Source organism: Thermaerobacter nagasakiensis, assembly GCF_055396825.1.
In genome coordinates this window covers 1,175,497-1,191,624 of sequence record NZ_AP043740.1, presented here as the reverse complement: position 1 = coordinate 1,191,624, position 16,128 = coordinate 1,175,497, and the positions used below count along the sequence as shown (strand labels likewise).

Sequence of the window (16,128 nt, the reverse complement as noted above, 5' to 3'; positions counted from 1 at the left end):
CACGCACCCGCTCTATGCTCAACGCCAGAAGCCACCGCACCGTACCGATAGCCGTGCCCGCCGGGCGGCACCCCGCAGGCCCGCTGCGCGGCCGTCGCGGCTTGGCGCAAGGGCAGCAAAAGCTGGCCTGTAGAAGCCGGGCGGTGGAACAGGCACCGCTGAAGCCGAGTCGCTACCAGGAAAGAAGGCTGTATCCGTGGCCCGATCCCTCACCCCTCCGGCGGCCTCGCGCCCGGGCGCCGGCCGCGAGGGCACCCATCCCCTGCAGGCCGCCGTAAGCCGGGGCCTGCGGTCGACCCTGCGGATCCTGGTCGACCTGGCCCGCACCATGATCCCCGCCATGATCGTGGTGATGATCCTGGACCGGAGCGGGTGGCTGGCGCGCATCGCCGGCCTGGCAGCACCCGCCATGGCCTGGTTCGGCCTGCCGGGCGGCACCGCCCTGGCCCTGCTCATCGGCAACACCGTGGGGCTCTACAGCGGCATCGCCGCCGCCATCCCGCTGGGGCTCGATTACAAGCAGTGGACGATCCTCGGCACCATGCTGGCCATCAGCCACGCCCACCCGGTCGAAGCCTCCATCATCGCCCGGGCGGGGGCCAACACCTGGACGGTGCTGGCGGCGCGGCTGCTGGCCTCGGCGGCGGCCGGGGCCCTGCTCAACCTGGTCCTCTAACGGGTTCGGGGTTCTGTCACGGGTTCCGGGGTGGACCCGGCTCCATCCGGGGAGGTTGGACCGATGTGGCTTCTGGACGCCATCGTCGACGGGATCGGTGAAGGGATCCTGCTCCTGCTGCGGATCGGCCTGTTCGTTGCCCCGGTGCTGATCCTTCTGGAGTGGGCACGGCTGACCGGCCGGCTCGACCGGACCACCCATCGCCTGGAACCCGTCTGCCGCCGCCTGGGACTGGCTCCGGAGCTGGCGCCTTCGTTGACGGTGGGCGCCGTGCTGGGGGTGATCCTGGGATCCGGCGTGGTCCTGGAGACCACCCGGGAGCAGCCGGTGCCCCGGGACCAGGTGACGTTGCTGTTCGTCTTCGTGGGCATCTTCCACGCCATGTTCGAGGAGACGGCGGCCATCTTCGCCTTCGGCGGCAACGGGCTCATCATGGTGACCACCCGGTTTGCCTTCGGCCTTGCGGCCTTCTGGGTGTACCGGCGCTGGCTTGCCCTGCGGCCGGCGGCCCTGGGCGGGCCGGTCCTCGCCCCCCACCCGGCGCGGCACCGGAGCTAGCGGTGGCCGGGACCCCTCCGGCCCCCCGGCCCGGCCTCCCGGCCCGGCGCCGCGCCCCGCCTCCGGGTCAGCCGGCCTTCCGCTGCTCGATCTCCCGCGCTAGGCCGCCGAAGAACTGGCCCATGATCATCTTCGCCACGCCGCCCAGCACCCGCTGGCCGATGCTGGCCACCGGCCCGCCCACCTGGGCTTCGCCCTGGTACTTCAGCAGGGTCCCGTCGCCCTGGGGTTCCAGGTCAAGCACCAGGGAGGCCCGCACGAAGCCGGGCCCGCCTTCCCCCTCGATGTTCAGGCGGTAGCGGTTCGGCGGTTCCTTGTCCTCGATGGCGATCCGGCCCTTGTACCTGCCGCGGATGGCCGCGATGCCCAATTCCAGCTCGGCTTCGTAACGGTCTTCCGCCACCCGGGTCAGCTGCTTGCAGCCGGGCGTGCACCGGGCGAGGACGTCCTGGTCGTTGAGGCAGGCCCAGACGGTCTCCACGGGTGCGGCGATCTTCTGGCTTCCGGCAACCTGCATTCCTGGCACCCCCAAGCGCTGATCGAGCTGCAGCGGAGATTCGCCGGCGGAATTCGCCGGGGATGGGGCTCCCCTCCGGCGGCTGGCGTCACTGCCGTGCCAAGGGCTTTCGGTTTTCGGCAGAATCTTTCCTGCTGGGACGCCGTTGCCGGCCACCGCCCGTCAGGCCGCCCCTCCGGCTGCGCCCCCGCCGCCGGCCGCCCCCGCGGGAATGGCTGCAGGGCCCTGGGGCCGGTTCGTCCGGCGGCAGGCGATGATCTCGGCCATGATGGCCACCGCCATCTCCTCCGGCGTGCGGGCACCGATGTCGAGGCCGATGGGCGCGTGCAGCCGCTTGAGGGCGCCGTCCCCGACGCCCGCTTCCCGCAGGGCCGCCAGGCGGCGCTCGTGGGTTCGCCGGCTCCCCATGACACCGATGTAGCCTGCGGGGGAGCGGAGGGCGGCCAGCAGGGCGGGAACATCGAACTTCAGGTCGTGGGTGAGGACGCAGACCGCATCCCGCGGCGTGATCCGGACACCGCTCAAGTACTCGTCGGGCCACTGGCGGGCGATGGCGTGGGCCGCGGGGATCCGCTCGGGGGCCGCAAAAGGCGACCGCGGGTCGCAGACGACGACCCGGTATCCCAGGAACCGGCCCGCCTCCGCCAGGGCGGCGGCGGGGTGCACGGCACCGATGACGTAGAGCACCGGCGGCGGCGCGAAGGGCTGGATGAACACGTCCGCCCCGGCCAGCTGCTCACGGGCGGCCTCATCCCGGGCCAGGAGCGCTCCCGCCCGCCGGGCCAGCTCCCCGTCAAGGCCGGCATCGCCGGACGAACCGGCCACGATCCGTGCCGGGCCGCCGGGCTCGGCCTCCTCGAGCAACACCACCGCACCGGCCGGCACCGGCCCCGCGCCCTGCGCCCCGGCACCGTCCCCCGCCGCGGCCCCCAGCACCCGCGCCAGGGCCACCGCCTTCCCGGCCGCCAGCGCCTTCTGCAGCTGGCGGGCCACCCCCGGCCACGGCCCGCGGGCCGGTTCGACCCACACCCGGATGGTGCCGCCGCAGCTTAGCCCTACTTCGAAGGCGTCGTCATCGGAGATGCCGAAGGTGACGAGGCGCGGCCGGCCGCCTGCCAGCACCTCCTGGGCCACCTCGACCACCGCCGGCTCGACGCAGCCGCCCGATACCGAGCCGGCGATCTCGCCGCGGTCGCTGACGGCCATGGTGGTCCCCGCCTCCCGCGGTGCCTTGCGGATCACCTCGACCACCGTGGCCAGGGCCACGTCCCGGCCCGCGTCCAGCCACTCCACCACCCGGTCGAGCACGTCGCGCATGCCACGTCGCCTCCCGCTCGCGCCCTCAGACGGTGCGCCAGCTCCCAGCCGGGCGCCCGCCCGGCCCGCTCCGCCCAACCGCGACGGCGCCCTAGCCCTCCCGGACGCGGGCCAAGACCAACCCATCGTAGGCCGGCAGCATCGTGCTGACCAGCCGGGGGTCCGTGGCGACCCGGCGGTTGAACCGCCGCATCGCCTCCACGGCGGGGGCGGCGTCCGCCGGGTCCGCGACCCGCCCGTGCATCAGGGCGTTGTCGGCCACCAGCAAGCCGCCGGGCCGAAGCAGGCGCAGGCTCCACTCCAGGTAGTCGGGGTAGTGTTGTTTGTCGGCATCGATGAAGACGAGGTCGAAGGAAGGATGCGCTGGCTCCGCCACCAGGGCCGGCATGAGGGTGAGGGCGTCGCCGACGCGAATCTCGACCCGGTCGGCGAGGCCGGCCGCCGCCACGTGGGCGTGGGCGACCCGGGCATAATCGGGGTTCTTCTCCAGGGAAATCAGCCGGCCCCCCGGCGGCAGGCCGCGGGCGAGGCAGATGGCGCTGTAACCGGCAAGGGCGCCGATCTCCAGCACCCGGCGGGCCCCGCTGGCCGCCACCAGCAGAGTCAGCAGGCGGCCGTATGCGGGGCGGATGGCGATGTCCGGCATGCCCTGGGCCTCCATGCCGGCTCGTACCCGCTCCAGGTCGGGATCGGGCGGGTACAGGGACTCCAGGTACCGGACGTCCCGCTCGGACGGCAGCACGGGCGCCTCCCCCTCTCGGCGGCCGCACCGATCACCGGCCGTACCCTGCGGCCGCACCGACCGGCGGTACCCGTCAACACCGACCCCGCCGGTGAAGACGGGTGCCTTGCCCCCATCGTACCACCGCGGCAGGGCAGTGGTGCGCCTTCTGTTGACGCGGCCCCTGCCGGGTTCCCGGATGTTCGTCGACGTCTTGCGTGGGTAGGTGTTCCCCGCCTCGTGCTGCCGCGGCCGAGCATCGACGGGCGGAAGAGCCCGGGGTGACGGGATGCGAAGCGGAAGGCCCCCCGCGGGCCACTGCGGTCGACGGGCCGGTCGACGGGCCCCCGCCGAACCCCTCGCTCCCACCGCCGGCCGGGGGCAGGAGCCCCATCTCCCGCGTTGAACTCTCGCTTGCCGGTACGGGGCACCGCCGCCCTCACCCCGTTCACCCCGCCCCGGCGGCACCTTCACCCCTTAAACCGATTAAACCGAAAGGAGGAAGGCCGGTCATGTCCCACAAGCTTCGCTGGCTCGGCCATGCCGGCTGGGAGCTGACCACGGCCGGCGGCAAGGTCATCCTGTTCGACCCCTGGATCAACGGCAACCCCAAGGCCGCCGCCCGCATCGAGGACCTGAAGGCCGACTACATCCTGATCACCCACGACCACTTCGACCACGCCAGCGACGTGGTGGCGGTCCAGAAGCAGACCGGCGCCACGGTGATCCTGCAGCCGGAGACGGCCGAACGCTACCAGAAGGAAGGCCTGCCGGGCGACAAGTGCATCGGGATGAACATCGGCGGCTCGGTGGAGCTGGGCGGCGTCGTGGTCACCATGACCGAGGCCTATCACTCCAGCGAGACCGGTGAGCCGGCCGGGTACATCGTCACCCTGGAGGACGGCAAGCGGGTCTACGACGCCGGTGACACGGGCATCCACTGCAACATGGCCACCTGGGCCGAACTGTATCCCCTGGACGTGGCCATCCTGCCCATCGGCAGCCACTTCACCATGGACCCGCGGCAGGCGGCCCACGCCCTGACCTTCCTCAAGCCCCGGCTGGCCGTCCCCCAGCACTACGGCACCTTCCCGCTGCTGGTGCAGAGCGCCGACGACTTCGTCCGCTTCGCCCGGCAGAAGGCGCCCGGGGTCGAGGTCATGGTGCTGGAGCCGGGCGGAAGCTTCGAGTTCTAACGCTTCGGGTTTTAACTCCTGGTGGAGCCGGTGGGGGCGCCGGACCGGTGGAACCCCGGTACGGGCACCACCGCGGCGGGCGATGAGCCCGGCGCGGGGCGGAGCTCCCGTACCGGAGGGAAGCTTCCGGCACCCCACCGGCACGCCCGCTTTGCCAGGCGCTGTGCCCCCCGGGCCACGGCAAAGCACGACCACCCGGGGCAAAGCGCTGCCGTCCGGGGCTAAGGACTACCGTCCGCGCGGCTCAAGGCTCGCGGGGGGAGGAAGGCGGCCCGTCCCCCGGGCGCCCGGCCGAACCCGGCACCACCACCGGCTCCCCGCAAGCCGCGGCGCCCCCCTCTGCCTCCAGCCGGTGGACCACCGCCGGCAGCGCCTGCTCGGCCGGCGCCGCCACCACCACCTCGGCATCCAGGGCCGGGTGCGGGTTGACCTCGGCCAGCACGGCCCCCGCCTTCCGCGCCCAGCGGGGCAGGCTGGCGGCCGGTTCGACCTCGGCGGAGGTGCCCACCACCAGCAGAAGCCCGGCGTTCTGAACTTCGGCCCACGCCTGCAGGAAGGCGTATTGGGGCAGTTCCTCGCCGAAGAACACGATGTCAGGTTTCAACCAGCCCCCGCACCAGCAGCGGTGGCCGCCACCGCCCGGCAGTCCCGCCAGCCGCCGCACGCTCTCGGCCGCGTAGCGGCTCCCACAGTCCATGCACACCACGCGCCGGAAGTTCCCGTGCAGCTCGATGACGTTCCGGCTGCCGGCCGCCTGGTGCAGGCCGTCGATGTTCTGGGTGATCACGGCCCGGAGGCAGCCCATTTCCTCAAGCCGCGCCAGGGCCTGATGGGCCCGGTTGGGGCGGGCTTCCGCCAGGGCGTCGTAAAGCTCGTCCAGCATGGACCAGACGCGCTCCGGGTCCCGGCGGAAGGCATCGATGTGGGCAAACTCTTCCGGGTCGAACCGGCTCCACAGGCCGTCGCGGCCGCGGAAGGCGGGGATGCCGCTGGCCACCGACACCCCCGCCCCCGTCAGGGCGACGGCCCGCCCGCGGTGCTGTTCCAGCAGGCGAGCCAGCTCGGCGACCGGGTCCCCGGGCTTGAGGCCCGGCGGTTCGGTCCGGCGCCGTTCCATGTCGACAACCCTCCCCGTGACGCACCGCCGGCCCGGCCCGGGTGCGGTCCGTTGCCCTATCCCGGGCGCACCGGGCCGTGCCCCCGTCTCCATCTTCTCCCAGGCTGTCCCGCGGTCCCGTCACTCGAGCCCGCCGAAGCCGATGGGACGCGGCCTGCGCCCCTCGCCGCTCACCACCACGCAGCGGATCCGGAAGGCGGGGAGCCACACGGTGGCCTCACCGTGCAGCTGGCCCGATTCCAGGCCCAGGACCTCGGCCAGAGAGTTCGCTCCCTGGGCTCCTTCCACCTTGTCGACGGCCTTGACGGGCAGCAGGATCCCCCCGTTGTGCCAGGCTCCCGCCTGCAAGCGGGCGTGGAGGCGCTGGCCGCCCTCCAGCACCACGATGGCGGGGACGCCCGGCAGGTCAGGGTCGACCAGGGGCACGATCTCGTCCAAGTCCGTTCCCTCCCGCGAAAGGCTCGGGCGTGGTGCCCTGCGCCCTGGCTTGCCACCCGGCCCCCCGAACACCTCGAGCGCGGTGCCGTCCCGGGCCGCAACCCAGGGGGCCCGGGCCTCACGCCCGGCTGGTCCAGCCGGGGTGCACCGCCGGGCGGAGGGGCTCGCCGGCGGCCGGGCGGGTCACCATGGGCTCGCCCCACTTGCCCGGGTTCATCAGGTCGAGGGGATCCAGGGCCCCCTTGATCTTGCGGATCACGTCCAGCGCCGGGCCGTACTCGTCGGCCAAAAGCGGCAGCAGCTTCAGCCCCGTGCCGTGGAGGCACTCCATGTTGCCGCCCCGGGCCTGGGCCATGCGCAGCAGATCGTGCATCAGCGACTCCATGGCCGCCGCATCCTCGGCCGTCCAGGGGGCTTCCCAGGCGTCCCCGCCGGCCTCGTCGACCGCGGCGCTGACCAGCAGGGAGAACACTTCGGGACGACCCCACAGGCCCGTCTCTCCGGCCCGGAAGCGGGGGTCCTGGGCGATGCGGGCCAGGGCCTCGCGCCGGAAGGGGATGACCTGGCTGGCCGGCAAAGCCAGATTGATGTAGTCGAAGGCGCCCTGCTGCCAGCGCCGCCGCGCATCACGGGCCTGCACCACGGGCAGGGCGAATTCTTCGGCGATTTCGTGGCGCCGCTCCCAGAAGCGGCGGGCCGGTTCGTCCCCCAGGTCCCGGGCGCCGAACTGGCGGGCGATGCGGGCGGCCGCCGCGGCCCGGCCGCGGGCCTCCTCCGCCAGCCCGAAGAACCCCAGATGCAGAAGGCCCGTGCGGCCCAGGTCGTCCTCGTAACCCGGCTCCAGTTCGACCGCTGCAGGCACGTCGTCGGTGAAGTCGAGCAGGTCCGGGATGACCCCGGCCCGCCACATGGCCCGCACGGCCTCAAAGCCGGGGTCGAAGCCCCGGAAGCGGTAACTCCGGAAGAGCATGACCTCCGGCACGCCCACGGCCCGGATCCAGGCCCGGGTGACGATGCCCAGGGTCCCCTGGCTGCCGGCGAAGAGCGCCCGCAGGTCGGGACCCGCCGGAGGCTTGGGGACAGGCCGGGTCCGCACCACCTGCCCGCCGGGCAGCACCACCTCCAGGGCCACCACCTGCTGGCCCATGCTGCCCCAGCGACCGGCCAGGTAGCCGACCCCGTCGGTGCCGATGGCGCCGCCCACGGTGGCGATGCCCACGCTCCAGGGGTCGTGGGCCAGGGCCAGGCCGTGGCGCCGCAGGGCCGCGTCGACGGCGGCCAGGGTCGCACCGGCGCCGGCCTCGGCCAGCAGGTCGTCGGGGTGCACCACCACGTCGTCGAGCCGCGTCAGGTCGACCACCACCGCCGGCTGCTGCGGGACGGCCGACCCCATCACCCCGGTGCCGCCGCCCCGGGGCACCAGGGGGATGCGGTGGCGCTCCGCCCAGAGGACCAGTTGCCGGACCTCCCCGGTGTCACCGGGGCGCACCACCGCCAGCGGGCGGCGGGCCTGCCCGCCCGTTCGTCCCAGCCGGTAGCCGCCGGCGAAGTCCATGGCGGCCCATTCCAGGTCATGGGGGTCGACGCTCACGTGGTGGGCTCCCACCAGGTCGCAAAGCTCTCGACGCAGCGCTTCGGGTAAGGCAACCGGTTCCGTCCCACGGGAACCCTCGCCATCCATGCCGATCCCTCCGCTTACGGCTATCTTTACCTTAATCCGGGAGCGGGCGACCAGGGCAAGAGGCGGTGCCGGGCTCTCCCGGGTGGCCTACCGCCGACCGGGTGGCCTGCCGCCAACCTGGTGGCCTACCGCCCCGTTGCCCTTCGAGCGGGAGGAACCGGCAGGCGGGACGCGGGTCCGCCGCCGGGGCCAAGTCAGCCCAAGCTTAGCCCAGGCCGTGGACTCGCCGTGTTTCGGCAATCTGGGCAATGTGGTGCAAGGCATGGCTGGCCAGCATGGCAATCAGTTCGCGAGCCGTCATCGGAGCACCCAGGGTCGGCTCCACGGCGCCGTCCAGCGCTTCCGGCCGGTGACGCACCAGGGCCGCCACGTGGTGGCGGATGGAAGCGATCAGGGCGAGGGACGGCTCGATGGGCCGGTGGGCGTGGTCCAGGCGCTCGACCCAGATGTCCTGGTCATAGGGGTTGTTGTTGTACGGGCGGCCCGGCTCGGCCAGGCACATCAAGATGCGGATCAGACTTGATGCATCGGAATCGGCGATGTGGTGGACGATCTGCCGGATCGTCCACTTGCCGGGGGCCCGGGCCAGGTCCAGCTGGTCGCCGGTCAGGCCGGCAAGGGCTTGGCTGAGGCGATCGGGCGCGCTGGTGTAGATGACCAGCAACTCCTCATCGGTCCATTCCGGCCCCTGCCAGAAGGACAGCCGGTGACCGTCGGGATCTTGCAGCCCGAGGACGAGGCTCCCGTCCGGCGCCTGCTCCGGCGGTGGAACCGGCAGGCCCTGATCGCGCAGCCGGTGAACAAAGGCCTCCAGGTTGCCTCCAGGAGCCCCCAGATAGAGCTGCCGGCCTTCGGCCAGTTCTTCAAAGACCTCATGGAGCCAGGGTGTGGCGTCGACGCCGGGCAGCGCCAGGGTGAAGGGATGCCCATCGACAGGGTCGACCACAGCCACGCCCGCTTCGGGATCGTAGGTGCAGATGCGGAAGCCCAGTTGCCGGTAAAAACGGACCGACCGGTCCAGGTCCTGGACGCGCAGCAGCGCCAGGGACGGCCGAACAGACGACATGGAATCCCCTCCTTGCCGCACGGCACCGTGGACCTGGAAGAACCGGCCCTGCCACCCTGCCCCTGGGGCCCTGCGGCGTCGATCGAGGGATGGTTCGGCGGAACGGGTCGTGATACCTTTGCAGGTAATACCCCCGCCGCCGGACACCCCGGGGGACGGCACCGGGTGCCGGCTGCGACAGCGCCTGCGGGAAGGAGAGGGGGCGGCCTGGCACCCGCCCCAGGGGAGGCTGCACTGTGGATCCTTCCGCCTTGTTGCTGCCCGTCGCCTTTCAGGGCGAGCGGGGCGCTTTCAGCGAAGTGGCGGTTCGTGCTTACTTCGGGCCGGATGCCGAGCCCGTGCCCTGCCCGGCCTTCGCCGACGCCTTCGACCGCCTGGTGGCGGGGGCCGTGGCGGCTGCCATGCTGCCGGTGGAAAACTCCTACGCCGGCGACGTGGGCGAGGTATACGACCTGCTGCGCCGGTACCCCGTGCGAGTCCGAGGCGAGCTGCAGCTGCCCGTCCGCCACTGCCTGCTGGCGCGACCCGGCACCCGGCTCGGTGACCTGCGGGCCGTCCGGTCCCATCCCCAGGCCCTAGCCCAGTGCCGCGAGTTCCTCCACCGCCACGGCCTCATCGCCGAACCGGTCTACGACACCGCCGCCGCGGCCCGGCAGGTGGCGGAAACCGGCCGCCAGGACCTGGCGGCCATCGCCTCCCACCAGGCCGCCGCCCACTACGGCCTTGAGGTGCTGGCCGAAGACATCCAGGACTCGGCCGGCAACGTGACCCGGTTCTTCCACCTGGAACGGGACGAACCGGCCGCCGCGGCACCGGCGGAACCAGCGAACCCGCCCGGCCTGCGCCGCTGGCAGGGCCCCCAGGGCCTGGATGCTGCCGGCATGCAGGCCGGGACGGCGGATCCGAAGGAAGGGGAGGGTCCTGGTACCGGGCAGCGCCGCCCCGCAGAGCCCGGGACCCCTGGCCTGCCGGCGGGCAGCCGGCTGGTCCCGGGCCAGATCAAGACGTCCCTGCTGTTCGTCGGCGAGGATCGTCCGGGCGCCCTCTACCGCTGCCTGGGCGCCTTCGCCCGGCGGGAGATCAACCTGACGAAGCTGACGGCCCGGCCGGAACCTGGCGGGTCTTGGCAGTACATGTTCTTCGCCGATCTGGAGGGAAGCCTGGAGGAACCGCGGGTGCGGGAGGCGATCGAGGAGCTGCGGCGGCAGGCGACCTACGTCCGCATCATGGGCAGCTACCGCGTGTGGCAGGTCCATGATGCTGACGCCGGGCATTGACACCTGCAAGTCCTCGACCGTTGAGGCCCTACCGGTCCGGGGTCCAGGGCCGGGCCAGGATCGGGCAAGGGTCGGGCATGGCGTCACCACGCCGCGGCCGTTGCCGGCCCTGGCCACCGGGGCGCCTTCCCAACCGTGTGGTGGGGCCTGGCCGATGTATCCGTCACCAGGATGGGTCCGTCACCACGGGGTCATGGAACCGACATTCTGCCGTAAGATGGTTCCGGTACCATGCCAGAAGCGATCAACTCCGGAGGGTCTGCGTGGTCATGGGCCAGAGCGTCAAGGGGCGTGCGATGAAATCGCTGGTTCAGGGGCTGTCGTCACTGTTTTTGGGGATGGCGCTCATCTTCTTCATTAGCCCCCTGCTCGTCTACTGGTTCGTCCACGGCGATCCGGAGCGGTACCTGTGGATCATCCGCGGACCCTACCCCTTTAGCCATCTGGGCAGCGGACCGTTCCAACTGGCTGTGGGCCTCTTGCTGATCGCCGCCGGGGTGGGGAGCCTGATCCTGTCCCGGGTGTTCGCCAGGATGGCCCGGTGAACCGGCTCGGGCCCTCTTGGACCCCTCCCGGACAGAACGTCCCCGTGGAGGCCGGGGGGACCTGCGTCCTTTCGAAAGACCCGCGGCAGACGCCCTTGGGTCAACTCCCCGTCCGGGGCTCTCATCCTTGACAAGCGGTGGCTAGGGAACGACAAGCATCCCGCAGGTGGCGGTTTCTCCTCATCTCACCCGCCGTCGTACCCACCAGAGTGATCCGACAATAACTGCCAGCGCACCCGCTCCAAATCCGGCCCATACCGGATTCGGCATAGCATGCTCGGGTTCTGAACTAACACCAGTAGGCCCACCAACAGCACCCTTATCAGAAGACGACTGTATTCTCTGTCGAACCTCACTCACCAACCGCTCCATATCCACGACTTGCGACGAGGGAAGATTATACATGCTTATGTCACGCATGGGCGCAAACCGGCTGTTGCCACGGCTGTCGACCCCCACAAGACCAACTATTCTATGTCCCTCGTCATAGACCAATCGCATTTGCCCAGTAATACCATTGGCCACAAGTATCCGTTGAGCCTCTCGTACGTCATTCGCAAACCGCGAGTCACTTGATACCCCAATAATCTTCCACTCATCACCGACCCTTTGTGCCCATGCGATGCCAACCGGATTTGCATTCACGTAAATTGGGAAAATATGGAGGCTTGGATAGGGCTTAATGATGTCATCCACGTCCGTTGATGCGTCGATAACACCTTGCTCAGAGACATAGTGGACGCGAAAGCCCTCGCCGAAAGTTACGTTATCCGCATCACTCAGTTTTGTAAGTCCAAAATGTTGCGGTTCGCCTGCCAACACAACCCGCACATATGGGATGTCGTCCTTAATGCCCTGGACAACATCAGGCGGTGCGTCAGCGTACGTCGTGTTTACAACTGCAAAGACTGCCACTGCCACCAGCACAGCAACGCGAGTAACGCCTGAGGTTAACCGCCACATATTTTCACCTCGATTGCGAAAAGCGCTCCATCCGCTCGTCCCGTTCGGCACATACACGGGAGACCTCGCTCTTGCTCACCCGTCACTTCGATTTGTTCGCGAACCTCGGCCTCCCTGGCCTCCTGCACGAACCAGCAACATCATCAGCGCCGGAATGGTTAAAACAATACCTCATTCGGAACGATTATTCCTTCCTCAGATAGATCATTTCTGCCATAGAGGCTTGTATCATGAACTCCGAAAACAGAACCCCTCGCTGTAGCACAAGGCGACAAGGGAGCCCACCGACTCAGCGCACAAATACCCTTGGAGTCGGTTTGTGGAGGCGAGTGATAGATACCACGCCTGAGTCGTTTCGACGCATATGACTTGCATTTGACCCGTTCGAGAAAGCGGTCGGCTGCTGGCACCGCCTTGATCTGCTCGAACACCGGCTCGACGGTCTGGAGCAACACGAGGAGTGGCTGGCCTCCCGACGCGACTTCAGATCCGAGTCGATGGCGAATGCCGAAGGGCCGGGTCCTCCCCGGCCCTTCCCACGTCCGCTGCGCTGCGGCACACCCCTCTTCGCCGATCCTGGTATACCTCGGTTGGGTTGGATTCCCGCGGTCCCGTCCTGCCGGCTTTCTCCGCGGTGCATCCGAGACTGCCCATCCGTCGGACCCGGGCCCGCAGTGGGCACCCGACCGGCGTTACGAGCCGCCCCTGCCGACCGACGTTGCCTCACGCTCCCCGGGCTGCCCGGGGCACCTCCTCGAACTGTTCCTCCTCCGTCGACCCCTTCAGCGCCAGGGTCGACGACTGCCCGCCCGAGATGACCTCCGAGACCCGATCGAAGTAGCCCGTCCCCACCTCGCGCTGGTGCCGGGTGGCGGTGTAGCCGAGTTCCTCCAGCTCGAACTCCCGCTGCTGCAGCTTGACGTAGGCGGTCATGCCGGTGCGGGCGTAGCCGTGGGCCAGCTCGAACATGGAGGCGTTGAGGGCGTGGAAACCCGCCAGGGTGATGAACTGGAACTTGTAGCCCATCGCGGCCAGTTCCCGCTGGAAGCGGGCGATGGTGTCGTCGTCCAGGTGGCGCTTCCAGTTGAAGGACGGCGAGCAGTTGTAGGCCAGAAGCTTGCCCGGGAACTGGCGGTGGATCGCCTCGGCAAACTGGCGCGCCTCCTCGAGATCGGGCTTGGCCGTCTCGAACCACAGGAGGTCGGCGTAGGGCGCGTAGGCCAGGCCGCGGGCGATGGCCGCCTCGATCCCGTTGCGCACCCGGAAGTAGCCCTCGGGCGTCCGCTCACCGGTGATGAACGGCTGATCATAGGGGTCGACGTCGCTGGTCAGCAGCGTGGCCCCCAGGGCGTCGGTGCGGGCGATCAGGATCGTGGGCACGCCGCACACGTCGGCCGCCAGGCGCGCGGCGGTCAGGGTGCGGATGAACTGGCTGGTGGGCACCAGCACCTTGCCGCCCATGTGGCCGCACTTCTTCTCGGAGGCCAGCTGGTCTTCGTAGTGGACCCCGGCCGCCCCGGCCTCGATCATGGCCTTCATCAGCTCGAAGGCGTTGAGGGGCCCGCCGAAGCCCGCCTCGGCGTCGGCCACGATGGGGGCGAGCCAGTGGATGGAGTCGTCCCCCTCGGACCAGTGGATCTGGTCGGCCCGGCGGAGGGCGTTGTTGATCCGCCGGATCACCGCCGGCACGCTGTTGGCGGGGTACAGGCTCTGGTCGGGGTACATCTGCTCGGCCAGGTTGGCGTCGGCGGCCACCTGCCAGCCGCTGAGGTAGATGGCCTTGAGCCCTGCCTTCACCATCTGCACCGCCTGGGCCCCGGTCAGGGCACCGAGGGCGGCCACGTAATCCTCGCTGTGGAGGAGCTGCCACAGCCGTTCCGCGGCCTGGCGGGCCAGACTGTACTCGACCCGGATCGAACCCCGCAGCCGGACCACGTCCTCGGCCGAGTAGTTGCGCCGGATGCCCTGCCAGCGGGGACTGGTCCGCCACTCCTCCTCCAGTTGGGCGGCCTCCTGCCGGATCCGCTCCTCCAGGGGCCGCCGGTCGGGGTGCGGCGGTGCCGCCGAGCCGGCCGGCTCCCCGGCCCTGGGCTTGCCGTTGCGGATGCTCACGGGGATCCCTCCCGGTGGGTGTGGGTGAGAACTGTTCCCTTACCACGTACGGCGGGAGGGGTGACAGAGGCAATGGCCCGCCGGCAAACGGTGGTCCTGGCTCACCGAAGGGGCCGGGAACGGGGGCGGACGGCAAGAGGCGGCCCCGGCCCCCTGGCCGCGCCTTTCCTCACGGTGGCCGGACCCTGCAGGCGCTCCCGGCCCTGGCCAGCCCTGGACACCCAACCCTCGAGCGCCGAACATTAACAAACCTTAACCCTGCATCCTTCGGTGGAGTGGGTTGACACCCCCGTAGCCGGTGTTATAATCCAGGTCAAACCTGACACGGACACCCAGCATCTCGATAGAGAGCGGTCCGAGTCGGTTTGGGAAGTGCGCCTAGGGTTCCGCACCGGCGTTGTGGCGGCCCACTGCGTCCCCGGGGTTCCGGGGACCTGGCGGACCCGCCATCCGGGTCGCGGGGAGACCGGTCTCAACGGTCTCCGGAAAGCGGCCCGCCGCCGGTGGACTGGACCAAGCGGCGCAACCCGCCGGTTCCGCCGGCGGGACACCGTGGGGATAAAAGCCCCGAGCGGCAGGTTCCCAACCCCGGTTGGCGCCTGTGCCGCTCGGGGTTTCTTATTACCTCTCGCCGTTGTCCCTTTGCCCTGGCCGGTCCAGGCGGCGCCAGGGGGTGCCCGGCGGCGACGCCCGGCCAGGTTGACAGCCCAAGGCCAGTTCAGCGGCCGTGAAGGGGAGCAGTACCCGGCAAGCCCGGCTGCAGAGAGCCGGTGGCTGGTGCAAACCGGCGCCGAGGAACCGGGGAACTCGCCCTGGAGCCGTTCCGGTGAAGGGCCTTCAGGCCCCTAGCCGGATCCGGCGGTCTCCCCCCCCGTCCCCGCCGCCCGGCCGGTATCCTCCCGCCGGGGCCCCTGCCGGGGACGGTCCAGGAGGTCGTCGTTAACCCGAGGGTGGCGGCCCGGACACCGGGACACCCGGACACCGGGAAACGGGATACCCGCGGCCCGGGCCACCGGCATACCGGCAACACCGGTACGCCGGCGACACCGGCGACCCGCAGTTCCGCCCGCCGCCACCCGCCAAGGCCGCCGCCGCGAGGCGGCGGCAACCGGGGTGGTACCGCGAAGCGGCGCTCTTCGCCCCCGGCCCGATGGGCCCGGGGCGAAGAGCGCCTTGGTTTTTCCAGCCCTCCAGCGGGGCTGGCCGGCCCCGGGCCGGCGAAAGGAGGTGAACCCTTGATCCACGTCATGGTGCTGGCCGCCGACCGGCCCGGCGTCCTCCGCCGCATCCTCGGCGTCTATGAGAGCCGCCGGTACCGGGTCCGCTCCCTGGCCACCGGCCCCGCCGGGCCCGCCGGGTTCGTCCGCGTCAACCTGGTCCTGGACGAACCGGCCGACCGGGCCCACCGGCTGGCGGCCCAGCTGGCCCGCCTGGTGGACGTGGCCGGCGTCGAGGTGGCCGAACCGTCCCGGGCGGTGGGGCGGGAACTGGCCCTGGTCAAGGTGCTGCTGGAGCATCCTGCCCGGCGGGCCGACTTGCTCCAGATGGCCCAGGTCTTCCGCGCCCGGGTGGTCGACGTGGCCCCGCGCTCCCTGGTGCTGGAGGTCACCGGCGACCCCGCCAAGCTCGACGCCTTCCTCGGCCTGGCCCGCGAGTTCGGGCCGGTGGAAGTGATGCGGACGGGGGTGGCGGCCCTGGCGCGGGGTTCGCAGGTGCTGGCGGCAGCGGTCGTAGCGCCTGCAGGCACGCCGGGGCCCTCCTGGGAGCCTTCCGGGGAGGAGGAACCGCTCCCCGCCGGGGCCGGCGCCTTCTCCCCCGCCCTGGCCGCGGGATCCGGCCCCTGAGCGGTGCCGGCCACCGGCACGGTCCGGGATGGATGCCCGCCGGAACCCCGGCCCCACCGTCCAGGAGAGCGAAAGGCGTAACCAAGGATGGGAGGGAGCA

At 70.8% G+C, this 16,128-nt stretch carries 15 protein-coding genes; 6 read left to right on the top strand and 9 right to left on the bottom strand.

The features are described 5' to 3' along the window. Positions 1 to 196 precede the first annotated feature (196 nt). Both ACZ5T9_RS05130 and ACZ5T9_RS05125 read left to right on the top strand, forming a co-directional pair. Positions 197 to 676 (top strand): nucleoside recognition domain-containing protein, encoded by a 480-nt coding sequence (locus ACZ5T9_RS05130; protein WP_464834229.1) that lies wholly within the window; start codon positions 197 to 199, stop codon positions 674 to 676. 63 nt (positions 677 to 739) lie between these two features. After that, entirely contained in the window at positions 740 to 1,234 is a 495-nt protein-coding gene (locus tag ACZ5T9_RS05125; RefSeq protein WP_040826234.1) for a hypothetical protein, read from the top strand. Between the two features lie 67 nt (positions 1,235 to 1,301). On the opposite strand, the gene ACZ5T9_RS05120 is transcribed toward ACZ5T9_RS05125, so the two are convergent. From ACZ5T9_RS05120 to ACZ5T9_RS05110, 3 genes are all read right to left on the bottom strand, one after another. Further along, the gene (locus tag ACZ5T9_RS05120; RefSeq protein ID WP_460039857.1) at positions 1,302 to 1,751 is read right to left on the bottom strand and encodes an SRPBCC family protein; all 450 of its coding nucleotides are present in this window, start codon (positions 1,749 to 1,751) and stop codon (positions 1,302 to 1,304) included. 162 nt (positions 1,752 to 1,913) lie between these two features. Beyond that, positions 1,914 to 3,068: an XdhC family protein gene (locus ACZ5T9_RS05115; protein ID WP_464834227.1), complete on the bottom strand. Its 1,155-nt coding sequence runs from the start codon at positions 3,066 to 3,068 to the stop codon at positions 1,914 to 1,916. Positions 3,069 to 3,159: 91 nt separating this feature from the next. Beyond that, on the bottom strand, positions 3,160 to 3,810 hold the full coding sequence (locus tag ACZ5T9_RS05110; protein ID WP_460039859.1) for an O-methyltransferase: 651 nt from the start codon (positions 3,808 to 3,810) through the stop codon (positions 3,160 to 3,162). Positions 3,811 to 4,301: 491 nt separating this feature from the next. Between ACZ5T9_RS05110 and ACZ5T9_RS05105 the strand changes: the two genes are divergently transcribed. Continuing rightward, complete coding sequence (locus ACZ5T9_RS05105) at positions 4,302 to 4,985, top strand: metal-dependent hydrolase (RefSeq protein WP_006903361.1); 684 nt, start codon at positions 4,302 to 4,304, stop codon at positions 4,983 to 4,985. A 244-nt stretch (positions 4,986 to 5,229) separates the two neighbouring features. Here ACZ5T9_RS05105 and ACZ5T9_RS05100 read toward each other — a convergent pair whose 3' ends face one another. The 4 genes from ACZ5T9_RS05100 to ACZ5T9_RS05085 all read right to left on the bottom strand — a co-directional run bounded on the left by ACZ5T9_RS05100 (position 5,230) and on the right by ACZ5T9_RS05085 (position 9,287). Continuing rightward, positions 5,230 to 6,102, bottom strand: coding sequence for an SIR2 family NAD-dependent protein deacylase (locus tag ACZ5T9_RS05100; protein WP_006903360.1), 873 nt, complete (start codon positions 6,100 to 6,102; stop codon positions 5,230 to 5,232). A gap of 120 nt (positions 6,103 to 6,222) precedes the next feature. Next, positions 6,223 to 6,540 carry a hypothetical protein gene (locus ACZ5T9_RS05095; RefSeq protein ID WP_464834226.1) on the bottom strand — a complete coding sequence of 106 codons (318 nt, stop codon included), beginning with the start codon at positions 6,538 to 6,540 and terminating at the stop codon, positions 6,223 to 6,225. Positions 6,541 to 6,658: 118 nt separating this feature from the next. Further along, positions 6,659 to 8,221 (bottom strand): FAD-binding oxidoreductase, encoded by a 1,563-nt coding sequence (locus tag ACZ5T9_RS05090; RefSeq protein WP_464834225.1) that lies wholly within the window; start codon positions 8,219 to 8,221, stop codon positions 6,659 to 6,661. 205 nt (positions 8,222 to 8,426) lie between these two features. Next, on the bottom strand, positions 8,427 to 9,287 hold the full coding sequence (locus ACZ5T9_RS05085) for a DinB family protein (RefSeq protein ID WP_460039862.1): 861 nt from the start codon (positions 9,285 to 9,287) through the stop codon (positions 8,427 to 8,429). Positions 9,288 to 9,523: 236 nt separating this feature from the next. On the opposite strand from ACZ5T9_RS05085, the gene ACZ5T9_RS05080 reads away from it, so the two are divergent. Then, positions 9,524 to 10,564, top strand: coding sequence for a prephenate dehydratase (locus ACZ5T9_RS05080; protein ID WP_464834224.1), 1,041 nt, complete (start codon positions 9,524 to 9,526; stop codon positions 10,562 to 10,564). A 296-nt stretch (positions 10,565 to 10,860) separates the two neighbouring features. Next, entirely contained in the window at positions 10,861 to 11,109 is a 249-nt protein-coding gene (locus ACZ5T9_RS05075) for a hypothetical protein (RefSeq protein WP_460039864.1), read from the top strand. A gap of 180 nt (positions 11,110 to 11,289) precedes the next feature. Here the strand turns inward: ACZ5T9_RS05075 and ACZ5T9_RS05070 are convergent, their stop codons facing one another. Both ACZ5T9_RS05070 and aceA read right to left on the bottom strand, forming a co-directional pair. Next, positions 11,290 to 12,030, bottom strand: coding sequence for a hypothetical protein (locus tag ACZ5T9_RS05070; RefSeq protein WP_464834222.1), 741 nt, complete (start codon positions 12,028 to 12,030; stop codon positions 11,290 to 11,292). A gap of 765 nt (positions 12,031 to 12,795) precedes the next feature. After that, entirely contained in the window at positions 12,796 to 14,184 is a 1,389-nt protein-coding gene (gene aceA, locus ACZ5T9_RS05065) for an isocitrate lyase (RefSeq protein ID WP_464834220.1), read from the bottom strand. Positions 14,185 to 15,419: 1,235 nt separating this feature from the next. On the opposite strand from aceA, the gene ilvN reads away from it, so the two are divergent. Then, a complete protein-coding gene (ilvN, locus tag ACZ5T9_RS05060) occupies positions 15,420 to 16,028 on the top strand; it encodes an acetolactate synthase small subunit (RefSeq protein WP_464834219.1) in 609 nt (202 codons plus the stop codon). Positions 16,029 to 16,128: the final 100 nt, after the last annotated feature.